The organism is Methylobacterium sp. SD274, assembly GCF_017355285.1.
GTDB lineage: Bacteria > Pseudomonadota > Alphaproteobacteria > Rhizobiales > Beijerinckiaceae > Methylobacterium.
The window spans coordinates 140358-156440 of the sequence record NZ_JADIJP010000001.1 but is presented as its reverse complement, the minus strand read 5'-3'; the positions used below and the strand labels follow the sequence as shown (position 1 = coordinate 156440).

15 protein-coding genes and 1 tRNA gene are annotated in these 16083 nt (G+C 66.2%); 8 read left to right on the top strand and 8 right to left on the bottom strand.

Annotated elements, in window-relative coordinates:
- Positions 1-126 precede the first annotated feature (126 nt).
- A complete protein-coding gene (locus tag IPV08_RS00735; protein WP_207410073.1) occupies positions 127-933 on the top strand; it encodes an MOSC N-terminal beta barrel domain-containing protein in 807 nt (268 codons plus the stop codon).
- A 30-nt stretch (positions 934-963) separates the two neighbouring features.
- Here IPV08_RS00735 and IPV08_RS00730 read toward each other — a convergent pair whose 3' ends face one another.
- Positions 964-1239 carry a hypothetical protein gene (locus IPV08_RS00730; protein ID WP_056431754.1) on the bottom strand — a complete coding sequence of 92 codons (276 nt, stop codon included), beginning with the start codon at positions 1237-1239 and terminating at the stop codon, positions 964-966.
- A 196-nt stretch (positions 1240-1435) separates the two neighbouring features.
- Positions 1436-1699: a hypothetical protein gene (locus tag IPV08_RS00725; RefSeq protein ID WP_056431752.1), complete on the bottom strand. Its 264-nt coding sequence runs from the start codon at positions 1697-1699 to the stop codon at positions 1436-1438.
- A 224-nt stretch (positions 1700-1923) separates the two neighbouring features.
- On the opposite strand from IPV08_RS00725, the gene argB reads away from it, so the two are divergent.
- Positions 1924-2835 (top strand): acetylglutamate kinase, encoded by a 912-nt coding sequence (gene argB / locus IPV08_RS00720; protein ID WP_056431748.1) that lies wholly within the window; start codon positions 1924-1926, stop codon positions 2833-2835.
- 75 nt (positions 2836-2910) lie between these two features.
- Here argB and IPV08_RS00715 read toward each other — a convergent pair whose 3' ends face one another.
- The 4 genes from IPV08_RS00715 to IPV08_RS00700 form a co-directional block, all read right to left on the bottom strand.
- The gene (locus IPV08_RS00715; protein ID WP_348646052.1) at positions 2911-3507 is read right to left on the bottom strand and encodes a hypothetical protein; all 597 of its coding nucleotides are present in this window, start codon (positions 3505-3507) and stop codon (positions 2911-2913) included.
- 428 nt (positions 3508-3935) lie between these two features.
- Positions 3936-4010: transfer RNA gene (locus IPV08_RS00710), tRNA-Thr, on the bottom strand.
- Positions 4011-4070: 60 nt separating this feature from the next.
- The gene (locus IPV08_RS00705) at positions 4071-4559 is read right to left on the bottom strand and encodes an NUDIX hydrolase (RefSeq protein WP_207410071.1); all 489 of its coding nucleotides are present in this window, start codon (positions 4557-4559) and stop codon (positions 4071-4073) included.
- Positions 4560-4956: 397 nt separating this feature from the next.
- Positions 4957-5424: a MarR family transcriptional regulator gene (locus tag IPV08_RS00700; RefSeq protein WP_207410392.1), complete on the bottom strand. Its 468-nt coding sequence runs from the start codon at positions 5422-5424 to the stop codon at positions 4957-4959.
- A 351-nt stretch (positions 5425-5775) separates the two neighbouring features.
- Between IPV08_RS00700 and IPV08_RS00695 the strand changes: the two genes are divergently transcribed.
- On the top strand, positions 5776-6921 hold the full coding sequence (locus IPV08_RS00695) for a type II asparaginase (protein ID WP_207410069.1): 1146 nt from the start codon (positions 5776-5778) through the stop codon (positions 6919-6921).
- 23 nt (positions 6922-6944) lie between these two features.
- Here the strand turns inward: IPV08_RS00695 and IPV08_RS00690 are convergent, their stop codons facing one another.
- A complete protein-coding gene (locus IPV08_RS00690; RefSeq protein ID WP_207410067.1) occupies positions 6945-7865 on the bottom strand; it encodes a bestrophin family protein in 921 nt (306 codons plus the stop codon).
- Between the two features lie 512 nt (positions 7866-8377).
- Between IPV08_RS00690 and IPV08_RS00685 the strand changes: the two genes are divergently transcribed.
- Positions 8378-10354, top strand: a complete 1977-nt coding sequence (locus tag IPV08_RS00685) for a CoA-transferase (protein WP_207410065.1) — start codon at positions 8378-8380, stop codon at positions 10352-10354.
- 200 nt (positions 10355-10554) lie between these two features.
- A complete protein-coding gene (locus IPV08_RS00680) occupies positions 10555-11541 on the top strand; it encodes a M10 family metallopeptidase C-terminal domain-containing protein (RefSeq protein WP_348646051.1) in 987 nt (328 codons plus the stop codon).
- Positions 11542-11554: 13 nt separating this feature from the next.
- On the opposite strand, the gene IPV08_RS00675 is transcribed toward IPV08_RS00680, so the two are convergent.
- Positions 11555-12871, bottom strand: a complete 1317-nt coding sequence (locus IPV08_RS00675; RefSeq protein WP_207410063.1) for a UDP-glucose/GDP-mannose dehydrogenase family protein — start codon at positions 12869-12871, stop codon at positions 11555-11557.
- A gap of 388 nt (positions 12872-13259) precedes the next feature.
- Here IPV08_RS00675 and IPV08_RS00670 point away from each other — a divergent pair, with 388 nt between their 5' ends.
- From IPV08_RS00670 to IPV08_RS00660, 3 genes are read left to right on the top strand one after another with little or no spacing between them, the layout of a single operon-like run.
- Positions 13260-14276 (top strand): iron ABC transporter substrate-binding protein, encoded by a 1017-nt coding sequence (locus IPV08_RS00670; protein WP_246747725.1) that lies wholly within the window; start codon positions 13260-13262, stop codon positions 14274-14276.
- Complete coding sequence (locus tag IPV08_RS00665) at positions 14273-15313, top strand: iron chelate uptake ABC transporter family permease subunit (RefSeq protein ID WP_207410059.1); 1041 nt, start codon at positions 14273-14275, stop codon at positions 15311-15313. The genes IPV08_RS00670 and IPV08_RS00665 overlap by 4 nt, the downstream gene beginning before the upstream one ends.
- Positions 15310-16083, top strand: coding sequence for an ATP-binding cassette domain-containing protein (locus tag IPV08_RS00660; RefSeq protein WP_207410057.1), 774 nt, complete (start codon positions 15310-15312; stop codon positions 16081-16083). The genes IPV08_RS00665 and IPV08_RS00660 overlap by 4 nt, the downstream gene beginning before the upstream one ends.

Genomic DNA, 16083 nt, shown 5'->3' with positions numbered 1-16083 from the left:
CGAATGGTCCGGGGAACACCGGCGCCGCGAGGGCCGCCGATGTTTACGATGTAGTGTTGCATATGAGCACCACAAGACCCGATCACGGACTTGCGCTTCAGGAAAGCTTCGGGCGAAGCTGGCGCGATGAATGTCCAGCCGACGCCCTCAAGCGAACTGCACCTCGAGGCGCTTCATCGCTATCCGGTGAAGGGTCTGTCGCCAGAGCGTCTGGACGCGGCGACGCTACGGGCCGGAGCCTATTTCCCCGGGGACCGGCTCTTCGCCATCGAGAACGGGCCGTCCGGGTTCGATCCGGCGGCCCCCAAGCACCAGCCCAAGATCAAGTTTCTGATGCTGATGCGCAACGAGGCCCTGGCGCGTCTCGCGACGCGCTACGACGCGGACAGTTCGATCCTGACAATCTCTCAAGACGGGCGCTCCGCCGTCGAGGCGGACCTGTCGGTTCCAGAGGGGCGCGAGGCGGTGGAAGCGTTCTTCGCAACGGAATTCGCCGACGCCCTGCGCGGGCCGCCGAAATTGCTCACCGCGCCGGAGGGCTTCCGCTTCACGGATTCGGCGCGCGGCTTCGTCTCGCTCCTCAACCTCGCCAGCGTGGCGGCGACCGAGGACATGGTAGGAGCGCCCGTCGATCCGTTGCGCTTCCGCGCGAACCTTCACCTTTCCGGGCTCGCGCCGTTTGCCGAACTCGATCTGGTCGGACGCGTCCTAGGGTCGAAAGGCGGCGTCCGCCTGCAAGTCTCGAAGCGGACGGAGCGCTGCGCGGCGACGAATGTCGACCCGGCGACCGGACTCCGCGACCTTGCGATCCCCAAGGCCCTCTCGACGCGACTCGGCCATACCGATTGCGGTGTCTATGCCGAGGTGCTCAGCGGCGGCCGCCTCGAACAGGGCGAGACGCTCCTGCTCGAGCCGTGCGAAGTCAGGCCATAATCGCACCTGGGTTCCCGCCGCTGGGCAAGGTCAGATCGGGTGGCGCGGGACGAGCACGATGGCTGCGGCGTAGCCCGCCCGGCGTAGGCCGCGAAGATCGGCATGGCGCCGCTCGCAGGTCACCCTGACGTAGCGCTTCTCACCCTCCTCACTCCAGGTGGAAGCAGCCATGGTCTGGCCGTGGATCATGCATTCCATCGGTGTGTGCGCAGGTGACACGATGATGTCGAGGGCGGTGGTGCGGGAGCAATCCTGCGCCGCGATCATGCTGGAGCAAACGAGGGCGACGGCTAACAATTCGGACATGACGGACCCCTTTTTCGGTTCGGCGAATAAGGTCCGCGGTGTTGCTCAGGCGTCGAGCGGCCGCGTGATTGTTGCCTGAGCGTTCCTCGTCGTTTTTCATTGGACTTGGTCTAGCATGACAGATGCCAAACCTGTCGCAAGGTGGCCTCGGCCCCGGCCGAACATGACTCTCATGCACGGCGCGAAGACTTCGGCTTCATGCGCGAAGCGATACATTGTCGGCCCGCGATCGGCGGGTGACGAGGCGGTCCTCGTTACGAGGTACGAGCCAGGTCGGCTCGGGCTCGGCGCGGGGCAGGATGCTGGCGACGGCATCGAGATCGACGACGTAGCTGTCGGTCAGTCTGCGCCAGACTTCTGCGGGAGAGGCGGTGTCCTTCCCGATCTGGGCGAGGGCGGCAGTCAGATTCCGAAGGCCGGTGAGGGTCGGACGGGCGACGGTGGTATCCGCGGCAAGCATCGGAGGGAGCGTCCTGTGCAATCTTCCAAAGGATCACAGGACAGGGTTAACGCACGGTTATGCCCCCCTTGGTGCTGGCAGTCCTCACCACCGATCCGCCTTTCACGACGGGACCATTTTTCCGAGCTTTGGCGGCTATGGCGCTTCGCAGTGCGACATCGCTGCGCTAGAAGCGCGTCGTCGCGCATCCCGATCCGGCGCCGTAGCGAGGACAGTGCCTCACGATGAAAGAATCTCTGGCAAAAGACGCCCTCCCGAACGTGCATGTGCGCGCGGAAGTTCTGGTCCAGGCCCTGCCCCACATGCAGCGCTACGATCAGGAGATCGTCGTCATCAAGTATGGCGGCCACGCCATGGGCGACCGCGCCGCGGCGGAAGATTTCGCCGAGGATATCGTGCTCCTCGAGCAATCCGGCCTGAAGCCCATCGTGGTTCATGGCGGCGGCCCGCAGATCGGGCGTATGCTCGGCCGGCTCGGCATCGAGTCGGAGTTCCGCGGAGGCCTGCGCGTCACCGACGAGGCGACCGTCGAGGTGGTCGAGATGGTGCTGGCCGGCTCGATCAACAAACAGATCGTCGGCTGGATCTCGGCCGAGGGCGGTCGCGCCATCGGCCTCTGCGGCAAGGACGGCAACATGGTCCGCGCCCGCAAGGCGACGCGCACCGTGATCGACCCGGAGAGCCAGACCGAGAAGGAGATCGATCTCGGCCTCGTGGGCGAGCCGGAGCATGTGGAACGCGGCGTCCTCGACGCGGTGTTGAAGGCGGAACTGATCCCGGTCCTCGCCCCGGTCGCCTTCGGCGCCGACGGCCAGACCTACAACGTCAATGCCGATACGTTCGCCGGGGCCATCGCCGGAGCCCTGCGGGCCAAGCGCCTGCTGCTCCTCACCGACGTGCCGGGAGTGCTCGACAAGGACAAGAAGCTCCTCACCGACCTCACCCTGGAGGATTGCCGCCGCCTCATCGCCGACGGCACCATCACGGGCGGGATGATCCCGAAGATCGAGACCTGTATCTACGCGCTGGAACAGGGCGTCGAGGCGGTCGTGATCCTCGACGGCAAGGTGAGCCATGCCGTGCTGCTCGAACTCTTCACCGACCACGGCGCCGGTACGCTGATCCGCCGGGCCTGAGCACAAAGCCCCGGGACGTAACCCCTACGTCCCGGGGCGCGGCATCCTCGCGGCCGCCGGAACCTCAAAACGTCATCATTTCTCGACCTCGCCGGGATCCGGCACACCGGCCTTGGCCCAGAACGCGGCCGTCGCCTTACGATAAGCCCTGGTGAGGGCCGGTCCTTCCGCGCCCGCCGGACCAATCTCGTCCCAGATCTGCTGGCACAATGTGGCCTGGACCGTGAAGCGGCTGGGATCCTCGGTCTTCGAGGCAGCGATCAACGCGCCGACGATCTTGCGCATGCGTTCGGCATTCTGAGCGAAGACCTCCTCGCCTTCAGCAACGCGGCGGCTCGCTGTTTCGGCCTTCGCAGCGCGACGTTCGGCGGAAACCGTATCCTTCGTCACATCCGCCTCGTTGGGCCGGTACGCAGCCTCAACCTCCTTGAGAGCGGCGCGGCCACGCAGGATCATCGGCTTGGCATCGGCCCGACCCCGGCAAGAGGCGCGCAGTTCGACCAGGAGACGCTTGGCCATGCCCACCATCTTGCGCGACGGTGGGGACGCGGAGGCTGCAACGGCTGCCCTTTCCAAGGCGGCGATGATCGAATCCGCGTCGGCCGGGGGCCGCTCGCTGGCAACGTCGGCGCCGGAAATCGCCAGTGCCTTATGGTCCGGCTCAAAGCTCACAATGAAACCCTCTCGATCGATCTAGGGCGCCGCGCGTGCAACCGTTCGCACCGCCGCTTCCATGTCCGAAGCCGCCCTGTCGAGAAACCCGCGGCACCGCCGCGCACCACATTCAGCCTTCACTCAAGCAGCCTGGCTGCCGCAACGGGGCGTAGCCCTATCCCCTGGGCCGCGACAGCGTCAAGGCAGCGCCAAGAGTGGTCGGACCGGCCTGCCTTTTTCAAACATGCCCCTCGCTGAGGCGTGACCAAAGGCGAAGATGCGAATGCTGCCGTCTCCGGCACCGCGCTATGCACGGTCACGTGAAGGCTGTTGGAAGACGTGAATCGGTGGGTAGAAATGAAGCTGTCGCGCCCGAAAGTCGTTCAACCAGCAACGAAGCCTAGTCGCGGGAGACGCAGCACGAACGCTGGGTTCTTTCGGGAAAATGGTGCTGCTGGACAGGATTGAACTGTCGACCTCCTCATTACCAATGAGGTGCTCTACCACTGAGCTACAGCAGCCGATCGTCGCGACGCGTCGGCGACGAGCGGGGAGTTAGCGGATCGAACGCGGCTTGGCAATCACTTCTCGCCGCCTTTGATCGTTGCTGGTGAAACAAGCAGCCCTGTGTCCCTTTTGCACGCCGCGCGAATGATGCCGGCGAGGCCGGATTCGGCGACAGCCTCGGCCGCGTCGGAGGGTGTGAACCAGCGATCCTCGCGCTCACCCCGTTCCGGCCAGTGCTTCAGCTGCTTGCGGACCTCCAGAGGGAAGACCTTCACTTGGCAGAGTACGAAATCACGGCTCTTGAGCCGCTTCTCATAAAGGTAGAAGCCGAGCGGCCTCTTGCCGATCTCGCCAAGAAGCCCGGCCTCCTCATAGGCCTCGCGCGCAGCGGCCTCGTAGGGCTTGCGCCCCTTCATCGGCCAGCCCTTCGGGATCACCCAGCGGCGGCTCTCACGTGAGGTGATCAGGAGAATCTTGAACCCACCATCCGACAGACGCCGGAACGGCAAGGCACCGATCTGACGCCGGGGCTCCGTCTCACTCTCCACCAGGGCTGAACTCATGGAAGGGGAACGCCGCGATGCCGCGTGGGTTCGATGGATCCGCGCGTGATCGGTTCGAGTTCAGCGGCCCGCCGCTTCCCTGCCTCGACGATCAAATTCGGAACTTTCGACAACCAGGTCATCGAACACCCCTGCCCTGTGGCGTGAGGACCGGCACGCGGGAACGGGCAGGCGGAGAGAAAGGGAAGACCCGATGCGCCGCATGGCACGATGCCGGACGTGGCCGGCCTTTAACGGTAAATGAACGCTTACCTCAAGGTAAAACTTATCCGGCAAACCATATCGATAGCATAGGATAATAAGATGATATCGGAACGGAGCGTACAGCGCGATTGTGACAGTGCGACCACGACGGTCGGTCGACCGAACGGCGTCTCGGCCATGCCGGAGACGGCCTTCAGCCGGTGACGCTGAGGTTCTCGATCAGGGCGTTCAGGTCGGCCCGCATCGCCTGCACCTCCGGCTCCGACATGTTGAGCTGGCACATCACCGATTCCCGCACGAGCCGTGCCTCGGCCCGCAGGTCGCGCCCCTGCTGGGTCAGTTGGATCTCGACTTCGCGCTCGTCGCTCTGTCGCCGGTGACGGATCAGGAAACCTGCGGTTTCGAGCCGCTTGAGAACGGGCGTCAAGGTTCCGGAATCGAGACGCAGCCGGCGACCGATATCCGACACCGTGACGCCGTCGGTCTCCCAGAGGACGAGGAGGACCAGATATTGCGGGTAGGTCAGCCCCATCCGCTCCAGCATCGGGCGGTAGGACCGGGTGATCCGGTGAGCGGCAGCGTAGAGGGCGTAACAGAGCTGATTATCGAGCAGCAAAGGGTCCGTCGTGGAGCCTGTATGCTCCTCCGGAGCGTCGACCATATACACCACGCGATCTATCCCCGGATCAGGCCGGCGCGATGCCCAAGCGGCGTCATCGGTTCCTCGCGCTTGGGTCTCGTACGTCGTACCGGGCCGTGACAGCCCACAACACGAAAGTCTCGCCATTTCATTCCGATTGCAAGCATTTACCCGATCGGTGAAGCGGACCCATGCTTCGATCGCGGCCGGCGGATGCGCCGGATCGACCGAGCCGGGCAGCAGGATCGCCCCTCCAGTTACGATGTCGAAGGAATGACGCCGGAACAGCCTGTGACCGCCGCCTTTTTGGCCTGGGCGTGAACGGGGGGAGCGGCCACAATGAAGTCTTCCCGCCTGTGACAGGATACCACGATGCAGCTTGTTCCTCCCGCTTACCGGTCCACCGGTCGTCCGATAGCCTTCGCCCTGGCTCTGAGCGTCGGATTGTCCCTCGCGCCGCTCCCAGCCATCGCTCTCGAAGGCCCGGCACCGGCCAAACCCGGTGAAGCGGCGGCCCCGGCCGCGACGACAAAGCCCCGCGTGGTCATCGTCGCCACGGGCGGCACGATCGCGGGAGCGGGTGCGGATGCCGCCAACAGCGCCACCTATCAGGCGGCGAAGGTTCCGGTGGATAAGCTCATCGCCGCCGTGCCGGCCATCGCGCAGGTGGCCGAGGTGCGCGGCGAGCAGGCGTTCCAGATCGCCTCGGAGAGCTTCACCAACGCACAGTTGATTCAGCTCGCCAAGCAGGTCTCCGCCCTGGTCAAACGCGACGACGTGGATGGAGTGGTCATCACCCACGGTACCGACACCGTGGAGGAGACGGCCTATTTCCTCGACCTCGTGGTGAAGACCGACAAGCCCATCGTCATGGTCGCCTCCATGCGGCCCTCCACGGCGATCTCGGCCGATGGCGCCCTCAACCTTCTCGATGCCGTGGTGGTGGCTGGCGCGAAGGATGCCCGCGCCAAGGGCGTGCTCCTCACGATGAACGACGAGATCCAGGCCGGACGCGACACCACCAAGCGCGTCAACATCAAGCCCTCGGCCTTCTTCAGCCAGTGGGGTCCCCTCGGCATGGTGGTGGAGGGCAAGACCTATTGGTTCCGCGCGCCGGTGAAGCGCCACGGCACCACTTCCGAGTTCGACATCGATTCCATCGATACCCTGCCGGACGTCGCCATCGTCTACGGCTCGGGCAACATGCATCCCGAGCCCTACACCTCCGCCGTCGCCACGGGCGCGAAGGCCGTCATCCATGCGGGCACCGGCAACGGCTCGGTGGCCGGCTACCTCGTCGACACCCTGAAGGACATCCGCTCCAAGGGCGTGCAGATCATCCGTTCGTCCCGCGTCGGCGACGGCTTCGTCCTGCGCAATGCCGAGCAGCCGGACGACAAGTACGATTGGGTCGTCGCCCACGACCTCAACCCGCAGAAGGCCAAGATCCTCGCCGCCGTGGCCCTGACGAAGACGCAGGACACCAAGGAGCTTCAGCGGATCTTCTGGGAGTACTGAGCCTCCACCGCTCGCGCCACGTCTCAGCGCAGGAGGAAGCCCTCCGGCGCGAGAGGCGGCGGCGCGGGCTCCCCCAATGCGTCGAGGACGATCCCCTCCACGACGCGGACCAGCGCGTCGAGGGGGAGATCGTTGGGCTCGGTGCCGAACGGGTCCTCCAACTCGTCTCCGAGGGCATCGAGGCCGAAGAACGTGTAGGCGACGAGTGCCGTCACGAGCGGCGTCACCCAGCCCAGCGTGCCCGCCAGACCGAAGGGCAGGAGCAGGCAATAGATCCAGGCCGTCCGGTAGAGAAGCAGGGTATAGGCGAAGGGCAGCGGGGTGCCCTGGATGCGCTCGCACACGATCTGGACCTGGCCGAGTGCCGCGATCTTCTGCTCGAGGAAGCCGAACTGGATGTCGGTCAGAGCACCGGCCCGCTGTGTTCGTCCGAGATCGGCCGTGAGGTGCACGAGCACGGCGTCGGCGATGCTCGGGCGGTCGCGAAGGGGCGCGGCCTCCGCCTCGGACAGCCAGGGGGTTGCGGCCGCCACCTCGTCCTCGCGCCGCATTTGCGCGTGGAGGGCCTTGGCAAAGCCCATCACGCGTTTCAGTGCGCGGCTTCGCAACGCGTCGTGCCGCTCCTCGGGCAGGAGCGCCGTCAGGAGCCGGGCGAACGCCCTCGCTTCGAGGATCAGCGTTCCCCAGGCTTTGCGCGCCTCCCACCAGCGGTCGTAGCAGGCGCCGTTGCGGAAGCTCAGGAAGATCGAGAGAGCCAGCCCGACCAGGGTGAAAGGCCCGATCCCCGCGCTCATCGGGAAAGGATGGGGCCAAGCCCGCTCGACAGCCACGACGACGATGGCCGCCACGGTGATGAAACTCACCTTCAGCGCGACCCGCGGCAGGATCGAGCCCTGGAGCGTGAACAGCACCGCCATGAGATTGGGACGCGAACGGACGATCATCGACGACTTATGGTTTCGTTGGGGGGATCACCGGTCGAGGCCAAGGACCGGCATCCCCGAGCCTGCGTCACCCGGCGGCTCCCGGCAAGGCAAGCTCTCGTGACGAACGCGGACCAGCGACGAACCGCCCCAACGTCGTGCGTTCGAATGAGAGAAACGAGCTTGGGACCGACAACGGTGGAACGAATCGCCACCAAAATTCGAAATGTTGAATACTTTCGACCTTCCCGCACCGCACAAGTGTTCAGCCAATGGCGGCGAGCCCTCAGGATTAGACGCAATCCTCACTGATCACTGGAAATGCCGGCAGTCCGGACATGAAAACTCGCGCTAACGCTGCACTGCAACAAGACGCGAACGCCGCGACTGGCGCTAGACCGGACCCTTGCGAAAACTGGACCGTATCTTTACGCTGCCTGCGCCAAACAAGACTTCCTCATCCCCGGCTTTATGCAAAATATCACTTGCGTTAGGGCCGGGATGCGGGAGGCGCTCTGAGGATAGACCGGTCGATGAAGAAAAATAAGGTGATCACGGCCGAGGAGGCGATCGCCCTCATCCGGCATGACGACGTCGTCACCACGACGGGGTTCGTCCAGAGCTGCATCCCGGAGGCGCTCCATGCCGCCCTGGAGAAGCGCTTCGTCGACACGGGCGCCCCGCGCGGCCTGACCCTGATCATGACCGCCGGCGCCGGCGACAGCAAAGGCCTCGGCACCGGCCGCCTCCACCACGAGGGCCTGCTGAAGCGCGTCATCGCCGCCAATTTCGGTCGGATGCCGAAAGTGGCCAAGGCCGCCCAGGACAACAAGATCGTCGGCTACAACCTGCCCCAGGGCGTTATTTCGCAGCTCTACCGTGCCTGCGCCGCCGGGCAGCCCGGCCTCTTCTCGAAGGTCGGCCTGCACACCTATGTCGATCCGCGCCATGGCGGCGCTCGCGTGAACGAGGTGACGACGGACGAGATCGTCAAGCTCGTTGAGGTCGATGGCGAGGAATGGCTGTTCTACACCGCCACCAAGATCGACGTCGCCTTCATCCGTGGCACCTCGGCGGACCCGGCCGGCAACATCTCCTTCGAGAAGGAGGCTCTCACCCTCGACTGCCTGGCCCAGGCCATGGCCGCGCGAAACAATGGCGGCATCGTCATCGCGCAGGTGGAGCGCATCGTCGATGACGGCTTCCTTCTGCCCAAGGACGTGCGTGTGCCGGGCATCCTCGTCGATTGCGTGGTGCTGGCCGAGCCCGAGATGCACCGCATGAATTACGGCGTACAGCACGACGCGGCGCTGGCCGGCCAGATCCGCGTGCCGGTGAGCGGCATGAAGAAGATGAAGCTCGACGCCCGCAAGATCATCGCCCGCCGCGCGGCCTTCGAATTGCCGCCGAACGGCGTGGTCAATCTCGGCGTCGGCGCACCCGAGGGTATCTCGGCAGTGGCCAACGAGGAGAAGGTGACGCCCTACATCACTCTCACCACGGAAGCCGGTGCCGTGGGCGGCGTGCTCGCGTCCGGGTCGAGCTTCGGCGCGGCGACGAATGCCGATTGCGTCATCGACCAGAACCAGATGTTCGACTTCTACGATGGCGGCGGTCTCGACATGACCTGCCTCGGCATGGCCGAGTGCGACCAGCACGGCAACGTCAACACCAGTGCGTTCGGCGGCAAGCTCAACGGCTGCGGCGGCTTCATCAACATCAGCCAGAACGCGCGAAGCGTCGTCTTCGCCGGCACCTTCACCGTGGGCGGCCTGGAGACCACGATCGAAGACGGCAAGCTCAAAATCGTCACCGAGGGACGCTCGCAGAAGTTCCTGCCCCAGGTGGAGCAGATCACCTTCAGCGGCCCCTATGCACAGAAGCGCTCTCAGCCGGTGATCTACGTCACCGAGCGCTGCGTCTTCCAGCTCACCGACGAAGGACTCGAACTCATCGAGGTGGCACCCGGCATCGATATCGAGCGCGATATCCTGCCCCATATGGGCTTCATGCCGATCATCAAGCACCCGGCGCAGATGGATGCGAGGCTGTTCCGGGACGAGCCGATGGAACTGCTCTCGGATCTCCTCAACCTCAACCTGCCGGAACGGGTCAGCTACGACGCCGAGCGCAACATCCTCTTCCTCAACCTCGAAGGCTGGCACGCCCGCATCAAGAGCGACATCGACGACCTGCGCAAGGTCCTGGTCGATGCCTGCAAGAAGGCCGGCCAACGGGTCAACTCGGTGGTCAACCATGACGGGTTTCGCATCAACGAGAACCTGTACGACGATTACGCCAGCATGATCCAATACCTGTCGGCGAACTACTATCTCACCACCACGCGCTACGCGACGAGCGCCTTCCTGCGTCTCAAGATGGAAGAAGCGCTCAACAATCGCGGCCTCGCCCCGCATGTCTTCGAGCGCAAGGAAGACGCCCACGCCTTCCTCGACGGCATGGACCGCAAGGTGCGGCGCGCCTCTACGGCCATCGACGCGGCGGCGTGAGAAATGCCGCCTCCGGGCAAGGCTCGGAGGCGGCGTGCCGCTCGGGATGAAGTGCAGCGTCATGCTGCGGCGACCGACCGCTCCGCCCACAGGGCGGATGCTCGGCCTTAAGCCTTTCTCAGGTTTCGGTTGCAATCACATCATCGACACCGCCCGCTCCTCTCGGGGAACGGGCGGGCAAGGTGATGGAGAACGCGTCCGTGGTTACGATCAAATCCTCGCTGCCCTTGGATGCGCATACGATCGACATTTATTCGTATGACGAGCAGGTCAGCTATTCCCATCAGGTCGAGACGGGTTTTCGCGCCTCGCTGAGCGAGGACATCTTCTTCGACATCGTCGGCTCCGGGTTCTCCTACGAGGCCGGCCCCTACCCCGTCACGGGCGTGACCAATGGCGTCACCCTGTTCTACGGCGCCAGTACCCTCCTGGAGATCCAGGGGCTCGCCATCACGGCCGAACAAGCCCTCTTCTATCGCGAGCAGGATGCCGGGAGCGTTCGGGCCGCGATTCTCTCGGGCGACGACACCCTCACCGGATCGAAATACGCCGATCTCCTCGATGGCTATGCCGGGGCGGATTCGATGACCGGTGGCGGTGGCGACGACGTCTACATCGTCGACAGTATCGGCGACCGGGTGTTCGAGCGTCCGATGGCGGGCAGCGACCGCGTCGAAGCCTCCATTTCGTTCTCCCTCGGTAAGCAGTTCATCGAGAACCTGACCCTGATGGGGAACGCGGCCATCAACGGCACCGGCAACACGCTCGACAACGTGCTTCTCGGCAACGATGCGGCGAACAAGCTCAAGGGTGGCGGTGGCGGCGACATCCTCTTGGGCGGCGTGGGGAAGGATACGCTCACGGGCGGCGTCGGCAACGACACCTTCGCCTTCCGGGCCATCTCGGACAGCCTTGCCGGCAAGACTTACGACACGATCACGGATTTTGCTTTGGGCCAGGACCGGATCGACCTCTCGGCGATCCAGGCGGTGACCGGTGCCGAGGGCGACCAGGGCTTCACCTTCATCGGCGATGCCGCCCTCGCCCAAGCCGGCGACCTGCATATGCGGGTGTCCGGAAGCTCCACGTTCCTCGAAGGCGATGTCGACGGGAATGGACGGGCCGATTTCCAGATCCTGTTGAAGGCCATCGTCGGCGGCCTTCAGGCGAGCGACTTCATCCTCTGATCCCGCGGGCGGTTCACGCCTCCGGCGTCGGCACGCCGATGCCGACATAGTGGAAGCCGTGGCGGGCCACGTCCTCGCCCCGGTAGACGTTGCGCAGGTCCACCACCACCCGGGCGGCCATGCTGTCGGCGAGCAGCGCCCAATCGAGGGCGCGGAAGGCGTTCCACTCGGTGACGATGACGAGGGCGTCCGCCCCTTCGGCGCAGGAATAGGGGTCGTCTGCATAGGCGATGTCGGGCATCAGGTGCTTCGCGCCCTCCATCCCCTCCGGGTCGTGCGCGCGGATGCGGGCGCCAGCATCCTGCAGGCCGGCGACGATGGACAGGGACGGCGCGTCGCGCATGTCGTCGGTATTCGGTTTGAAGGTGAGGCCGAGGAGCGCGATGGTCTTGCCCCTCACCGAGCCGCCGCAGGCGGTGACGATCTTGCGCGCCATCGCCCGCTTGCGCTGGTCGTTGACGGCGACCACCGCTTCCACGAGCCGGATCGGCGTGCCGCAATCCTGCGCGGTCTTCACCAGCGCCAGGGTATCCTTGGGGAAGCACGAGCCGCCATAGCCCGGCCCCGCATGCAGGAATTTCGAGCCGATGCGATTGTCGAGGCCGATGCCGCGCGCGACCTCCTGGACGTTGGCGCCGACCTGCTCGCAGAGATCGGCGATCTCGTTGATGAACGTGATCTTGGTCGCGAGGAACGCGTTGGCGGCGTATTTCGTCAGTTCCGCCGTGCGGCGGCCCGTGACGAGGATCGGCGCCTGGTTGAGATAGAGCGGGCGGTAGACCTCGTTCATGACGCTGGCCGCGCGGGCATCGTCCGCCCCGATGACGATGCGGTCCGGCCGTTTGAAATCGCCGATCGCCGCGCCTTCGCGCAGGAATTCGGGGTTCGACACCACGGCGAAATCGGCATCGGGCCGCGCCTCGCGGATGATGCGCTCGACCTCGTCTCCGGTGCCGACGGGAACCGTGGATTTGGTCACCACCACGGTATAGCCGGTGAGCGCTGCGGCGATGTCACGGGCCGCCGCATAGACGTAGGAGAGATCGGCGAAGCCGTCGCCCCTCCGGGACGGCGTACCCACCGCGATGAACACCGTGTCGGCGGCGGCGACCGCGCTCGTCAGGTCGGTGGCGAAGGTCAGCCGGTTCTGGCGGACATTGTCGGCCACCAGCGTATTGAGGCCCGGTTCGAAGATCGGGATACGCCCCTGCTCGAGCGCCTCGATCTTGGCCGGATCGTTGTCGACGCAACAGACCGTGTGGCCGAAATCGGCGAAGCACGCACCGGAGACCAGGCCGACATACCCCGCGCCGATCATCGCGATCTTCATCAGGCTCTCTCCTCGGCCGCCTCGATCGGGCGTCTCGACCAACCGTCTCTCGCCGCCGGCGGTGACAGATCCATGACGGATCGGGCGCTTGCCACCCTCGGCCCCACCGGACCGGGAGGATGGCGGACCATCACGTCGGCAGGTCTCGCTGCCTTCACCTCCGCCGGGCGGATCGATGGACCGGGGCTGTATAGCAGCCCCTCGCGGATGACAAACGAGAGGCCGGTTCGGTCACTCCGGGTCTCGGGGCGATCCCGGCGCGTGCGTCGCGGAGCGCAGCGTCCGCCGCCATGATACGATATCGGCCATGATCCTTCGCTTCATCCCGCCGGCCGCCGGCCGCAGACAGGTTTCGTCCCGCGCGACGCAGGTGCTCGCAGCAACCGCGATGGCTCTGATGGGCCTCGTCTTCACCGTAGAGGCAGGCGCTGCCCGCCCCTTCGTCGATGCGGCCGGGCGCAAAGTGGAGGTGCCAGAGCGCGCGCGCCGCATCCTCGCCGCCGGTCCGCCGGCCTCGGTCCTGCTCTACACACTGGCGCCCGAGACCATGATCGGCTGGGTCCGCGCCCCCTCCCCCGACGAGGCCGCCTTCCTGTCACCGAAGACACGCGGCCTGCCCGCCTATGGCCGGCTCACCGGCCGGGGCAACACCGCCAATGTGGAGGCCGTGCTCGCCATGAAGCCTGACCTCATCGTCGATGTCGGCAGCACCGCGCCCACTTACGCGTCGCTCGCCGACCGGGTGCAGGCGCAGACGGGGATTCCCTACATTCTCCTCGCCGGCAGCATCGACCGGACTTCCGAGACCTATACCAAGCTCGGCGATCTGGTGGGAGCGCAAGAACGGGCCGGGGATCTCGCCGCCCATGCGGAGGCGATGATCGCCGAGGTGAAGGACCGGATCGCTTCGATCCCCGCCGACAGACTACCGCGCGTCTACTACGCTCGCGGGCCACGCGGATTGGAGACAGGGGTTTCGGGCTCGATCAATACCGAGATCCTCGACCTGGCCGGCGCCCACAACGTCGCGGAGGGCGGGGGCGCCACGGGGCTCACCACGATCTCGCCGGAACAGGTCCTGGCCTGGGACCCCGACGCCATCGTCACCCTCGACCCGGCTTTCCATCGGACCATATCCACCGATCCGCTCTGGAGCACGCTACGGGCCGTTCGCGCCGGCCGGGTCTACCAGACGCCGCGCCTGCCCTTCGGCTGGTTCGACTCGCCGCCGGGAATCAACCGCCTGATCGGCCTGCGCTGGCTCGCGGGCCGGCTGTATCCCGACCTCTTCCCCGAGCCGATGGAGAGCATCACGCGCGATTTCTACACGCGCTTCTACCACGTGGACCTCGACGCGGCGCAGCTGGAAACCCTGCTGAAGGATGCAGGAGCGGCCCGCCCGTGACAGCCTCCTACCTGGCAGCCCGGCCCGCCTTGCGCCTCGCCGTGACGGGCGTACTCCCGCTCATCGCGCTGGTGATGCTGGTCCTGGTGTCGCTGGCGACGGGCAAGTACTCCGTGCCCGTCGCCGATGTAGCGCGCATCCTCTGGGCGAAACTGCTCGGGCTGACCTCTTCCATCGATCCGACCGCGCAGATCGTCGTGCTGCAGGTGCGCCTGCCGCGCGTGGCGGCGAGCCTCGTCGTCGGCGCTGCCCTCGCTGCGGCGGGCTCGACCTACCAGGGCCTGTTTCGCAATCCCCTGGTCTCGCCCGATATCCTCGGCGTCTCGGCGGGGGCGAGCCTTGGTGCCGTGCTCGGCATCTTTCTCTCGCTCCCCGTGGGTGCGATCCAGCTCCTCGCCTTCGCCGGGGGATTGCTCGCGGTGGGCGCGGTCTACGCGGTGGGCCTCGCGGTACGGCGGCACGATCCGGTGCTCACCCTGGTGCTGGCCGGCGTCGCCATCGGAGCGGTGCTGGGCTCCGCGATCTCGCTGCTCAAGGTGCTGGCCGACCCCTACAACCAGCTCCCCGCCATCACCTACTGGCTGCTCGGCAGCCTCGCCTCCGTCAGCCTCTGCGATGTCGGAGCGATCCTGCCGGCCATGGTGCTCGGCCTGCTGCCGCTCGTCCTGTTCGCCTGGCGGATGAACCTGATGAGTCTCGGCGAGGAGGAGGCCCGTGCGCTGGGCGTGGAGACGCGCCTGCTGCGCCCGCTCTTCATCGCCGCCGCGACGCTGGTGACCGCCGCCGCCGTCTCGGTCACCGGCGTGATCGGCTGGATCGGCCTCATCATCCCGCATGTGGCGCGGCTGATCGTCGGGCCGGATTTCCGCCGCCTGCTGCCGGCCTCCCTGCTGATGGGGGCGGGCTATCTCCTCGCGGTGGATCTCGTCGCCCGCACCGTCGCGCCCATCGAGGTGCCGCTGGGCATCCTCACCGCGCTCATCGGCGCACCGTTCTTCCTCTGGCTCCTGGCCACCGCGAAGGGGGGCTGGGCGTGAGCCTGCAGGTCCAGAACCTCGCTTTCGGCTACGGCGCCAAGCCCCTCGGCGAGGGCATCGGCTTCACCTTGGAAGCGGGCGAGGTGCTCGGCCTTCTGGGCCCGAATGGCGGCGGCAAGACTACCCTCTTCAAGACCCTCCTCGGCCTGCTTCCGACCCAGGCGGGGCGAATCCTCCTCGACGGCGAAGATGTGGCGACGTGGTCGCGGGCGCGGTTCGCGCGGAGCGTCGCCTACGTTCCGCAGGCTCATGCCGCCTTCTTCCCCTTCCGCGTTCAGGACGTGGTGCTGATGGGGCGGGCGAGCCGCCTCGGTGCCTTCGAGGCCCCCGGCAAAGCGGACGCGGCGATCGCCCTCGAGGCCCTGGCAACCCTCGGTATCCGGCATCTGTCCGAGCGGCGTTACACGGAGATCAGCGGTGGCGAGCGCCAGCTCGTCCTCATCGCCAGGGCTCTAGCCGGGGAGCCGCGCTTCCTCGTCATGGACGAGCCCACCGCCAGCCTCGATTTCGGCAACCAGGCCCGCGTCCTCGACCAAGTGCGGCGCCTGAAGGAATGCGGCATGGGCATCGTTCTCTCGACGCACGACCCCGACCACGCCTTCCTCTGCGATCGGGTGGCGCTCCTGCACGAGGGCCGGCTCCTGGCGCTCGGCAGACCGGAGGAAGCCGTCACGCCGGAGACCCTGCGCCTCCTCTACGGAGTCGAAGTCGCCATCGTGCCCCTGCCGGGCGGCGGGCGCTTCGTCTGCACGCCGATCCTGCCCCGCTGA

Bases quoted from the DNA above. Each gene is read 5' to 3' on its own strand.
- argB (WP_056431748.1), top strand. From the start codon at position 1,924: ATGAAAGAATCTCTGGCAAAAGACGCCCTCCCGAACGTGCATGTGCGC.
- IPV08_RS00685 (WP_207410065.1), top strand. From the start codon at position 8,378: ATGAAGAAAAATAAGGTGATCACGGCCGAGGAGGCGATCGCCCTCATC.
- IPV08_RS00695 (WP_207410069.1), top strand. From the start codon at position 5,776: ATGCAGCTTGTTCCTCCCGCTTACCGGTCCACCGGTCGTCCGATAGCC.
- IPV08_RS00690 (WP_207410067.1), bottom strand. From the start codon at position 7,865: ATGATCGTCCGTTCGCGTCCCAATCTCATGGCGGTGCTGTTCACGCTC.
- IPV08_RS00735 (WP_207410073.1), top strand. From the start codon at position 127: ATGAATGTCCAGCCGACGCCCTCAAGCGAACTGCACCTCGAGGCGCTT.
- IPV08_RS00705 (WP_207410071.1), bottom strand. From the start codon at position 4,559: ATGAGTTCAGCCCTGGTGGAGAGTGAGACGGAGCCCCGGCGTCAGATC.
- IPV08_RS00730 (WP_056431754.1), bottom strand. From the start codon at position 1,239: ATGTCCGAATTGTTAGCCGTCGCCCTCGTTTGCTCCAGCATGATCGCG.
- IPV08_RS00670 (WP_246747725.1), top strand. From the start codon at position 13,260: ATGGCTCTGATGGGCCTCGTCTTCACCGTAGAGGCAGGCGCTGCCCGC.
- IPV08_RS00675 (WP_207410063.1), bottom strand. From the start codon at position 12,871: ATGAAGATCGCGATGATCGGCGCGGGGTATGTCGGCCTGGTCTCCGGT.
- IPV08_RS00700 (WP_207410392.1), bottom strand. From the start codon at position 5,424: ATGGTCGACGCTCCGGAGGAGCATACAGGCTCCACGACGGACCCTTTG.
- IPV08_RS00725 (WP_056431752.1), bottom strand. From the start codon at position 1,699: ATGCTTGCCGCGGATACCACCGTCGCCCGTCCGACCCTCACCGGCCTT.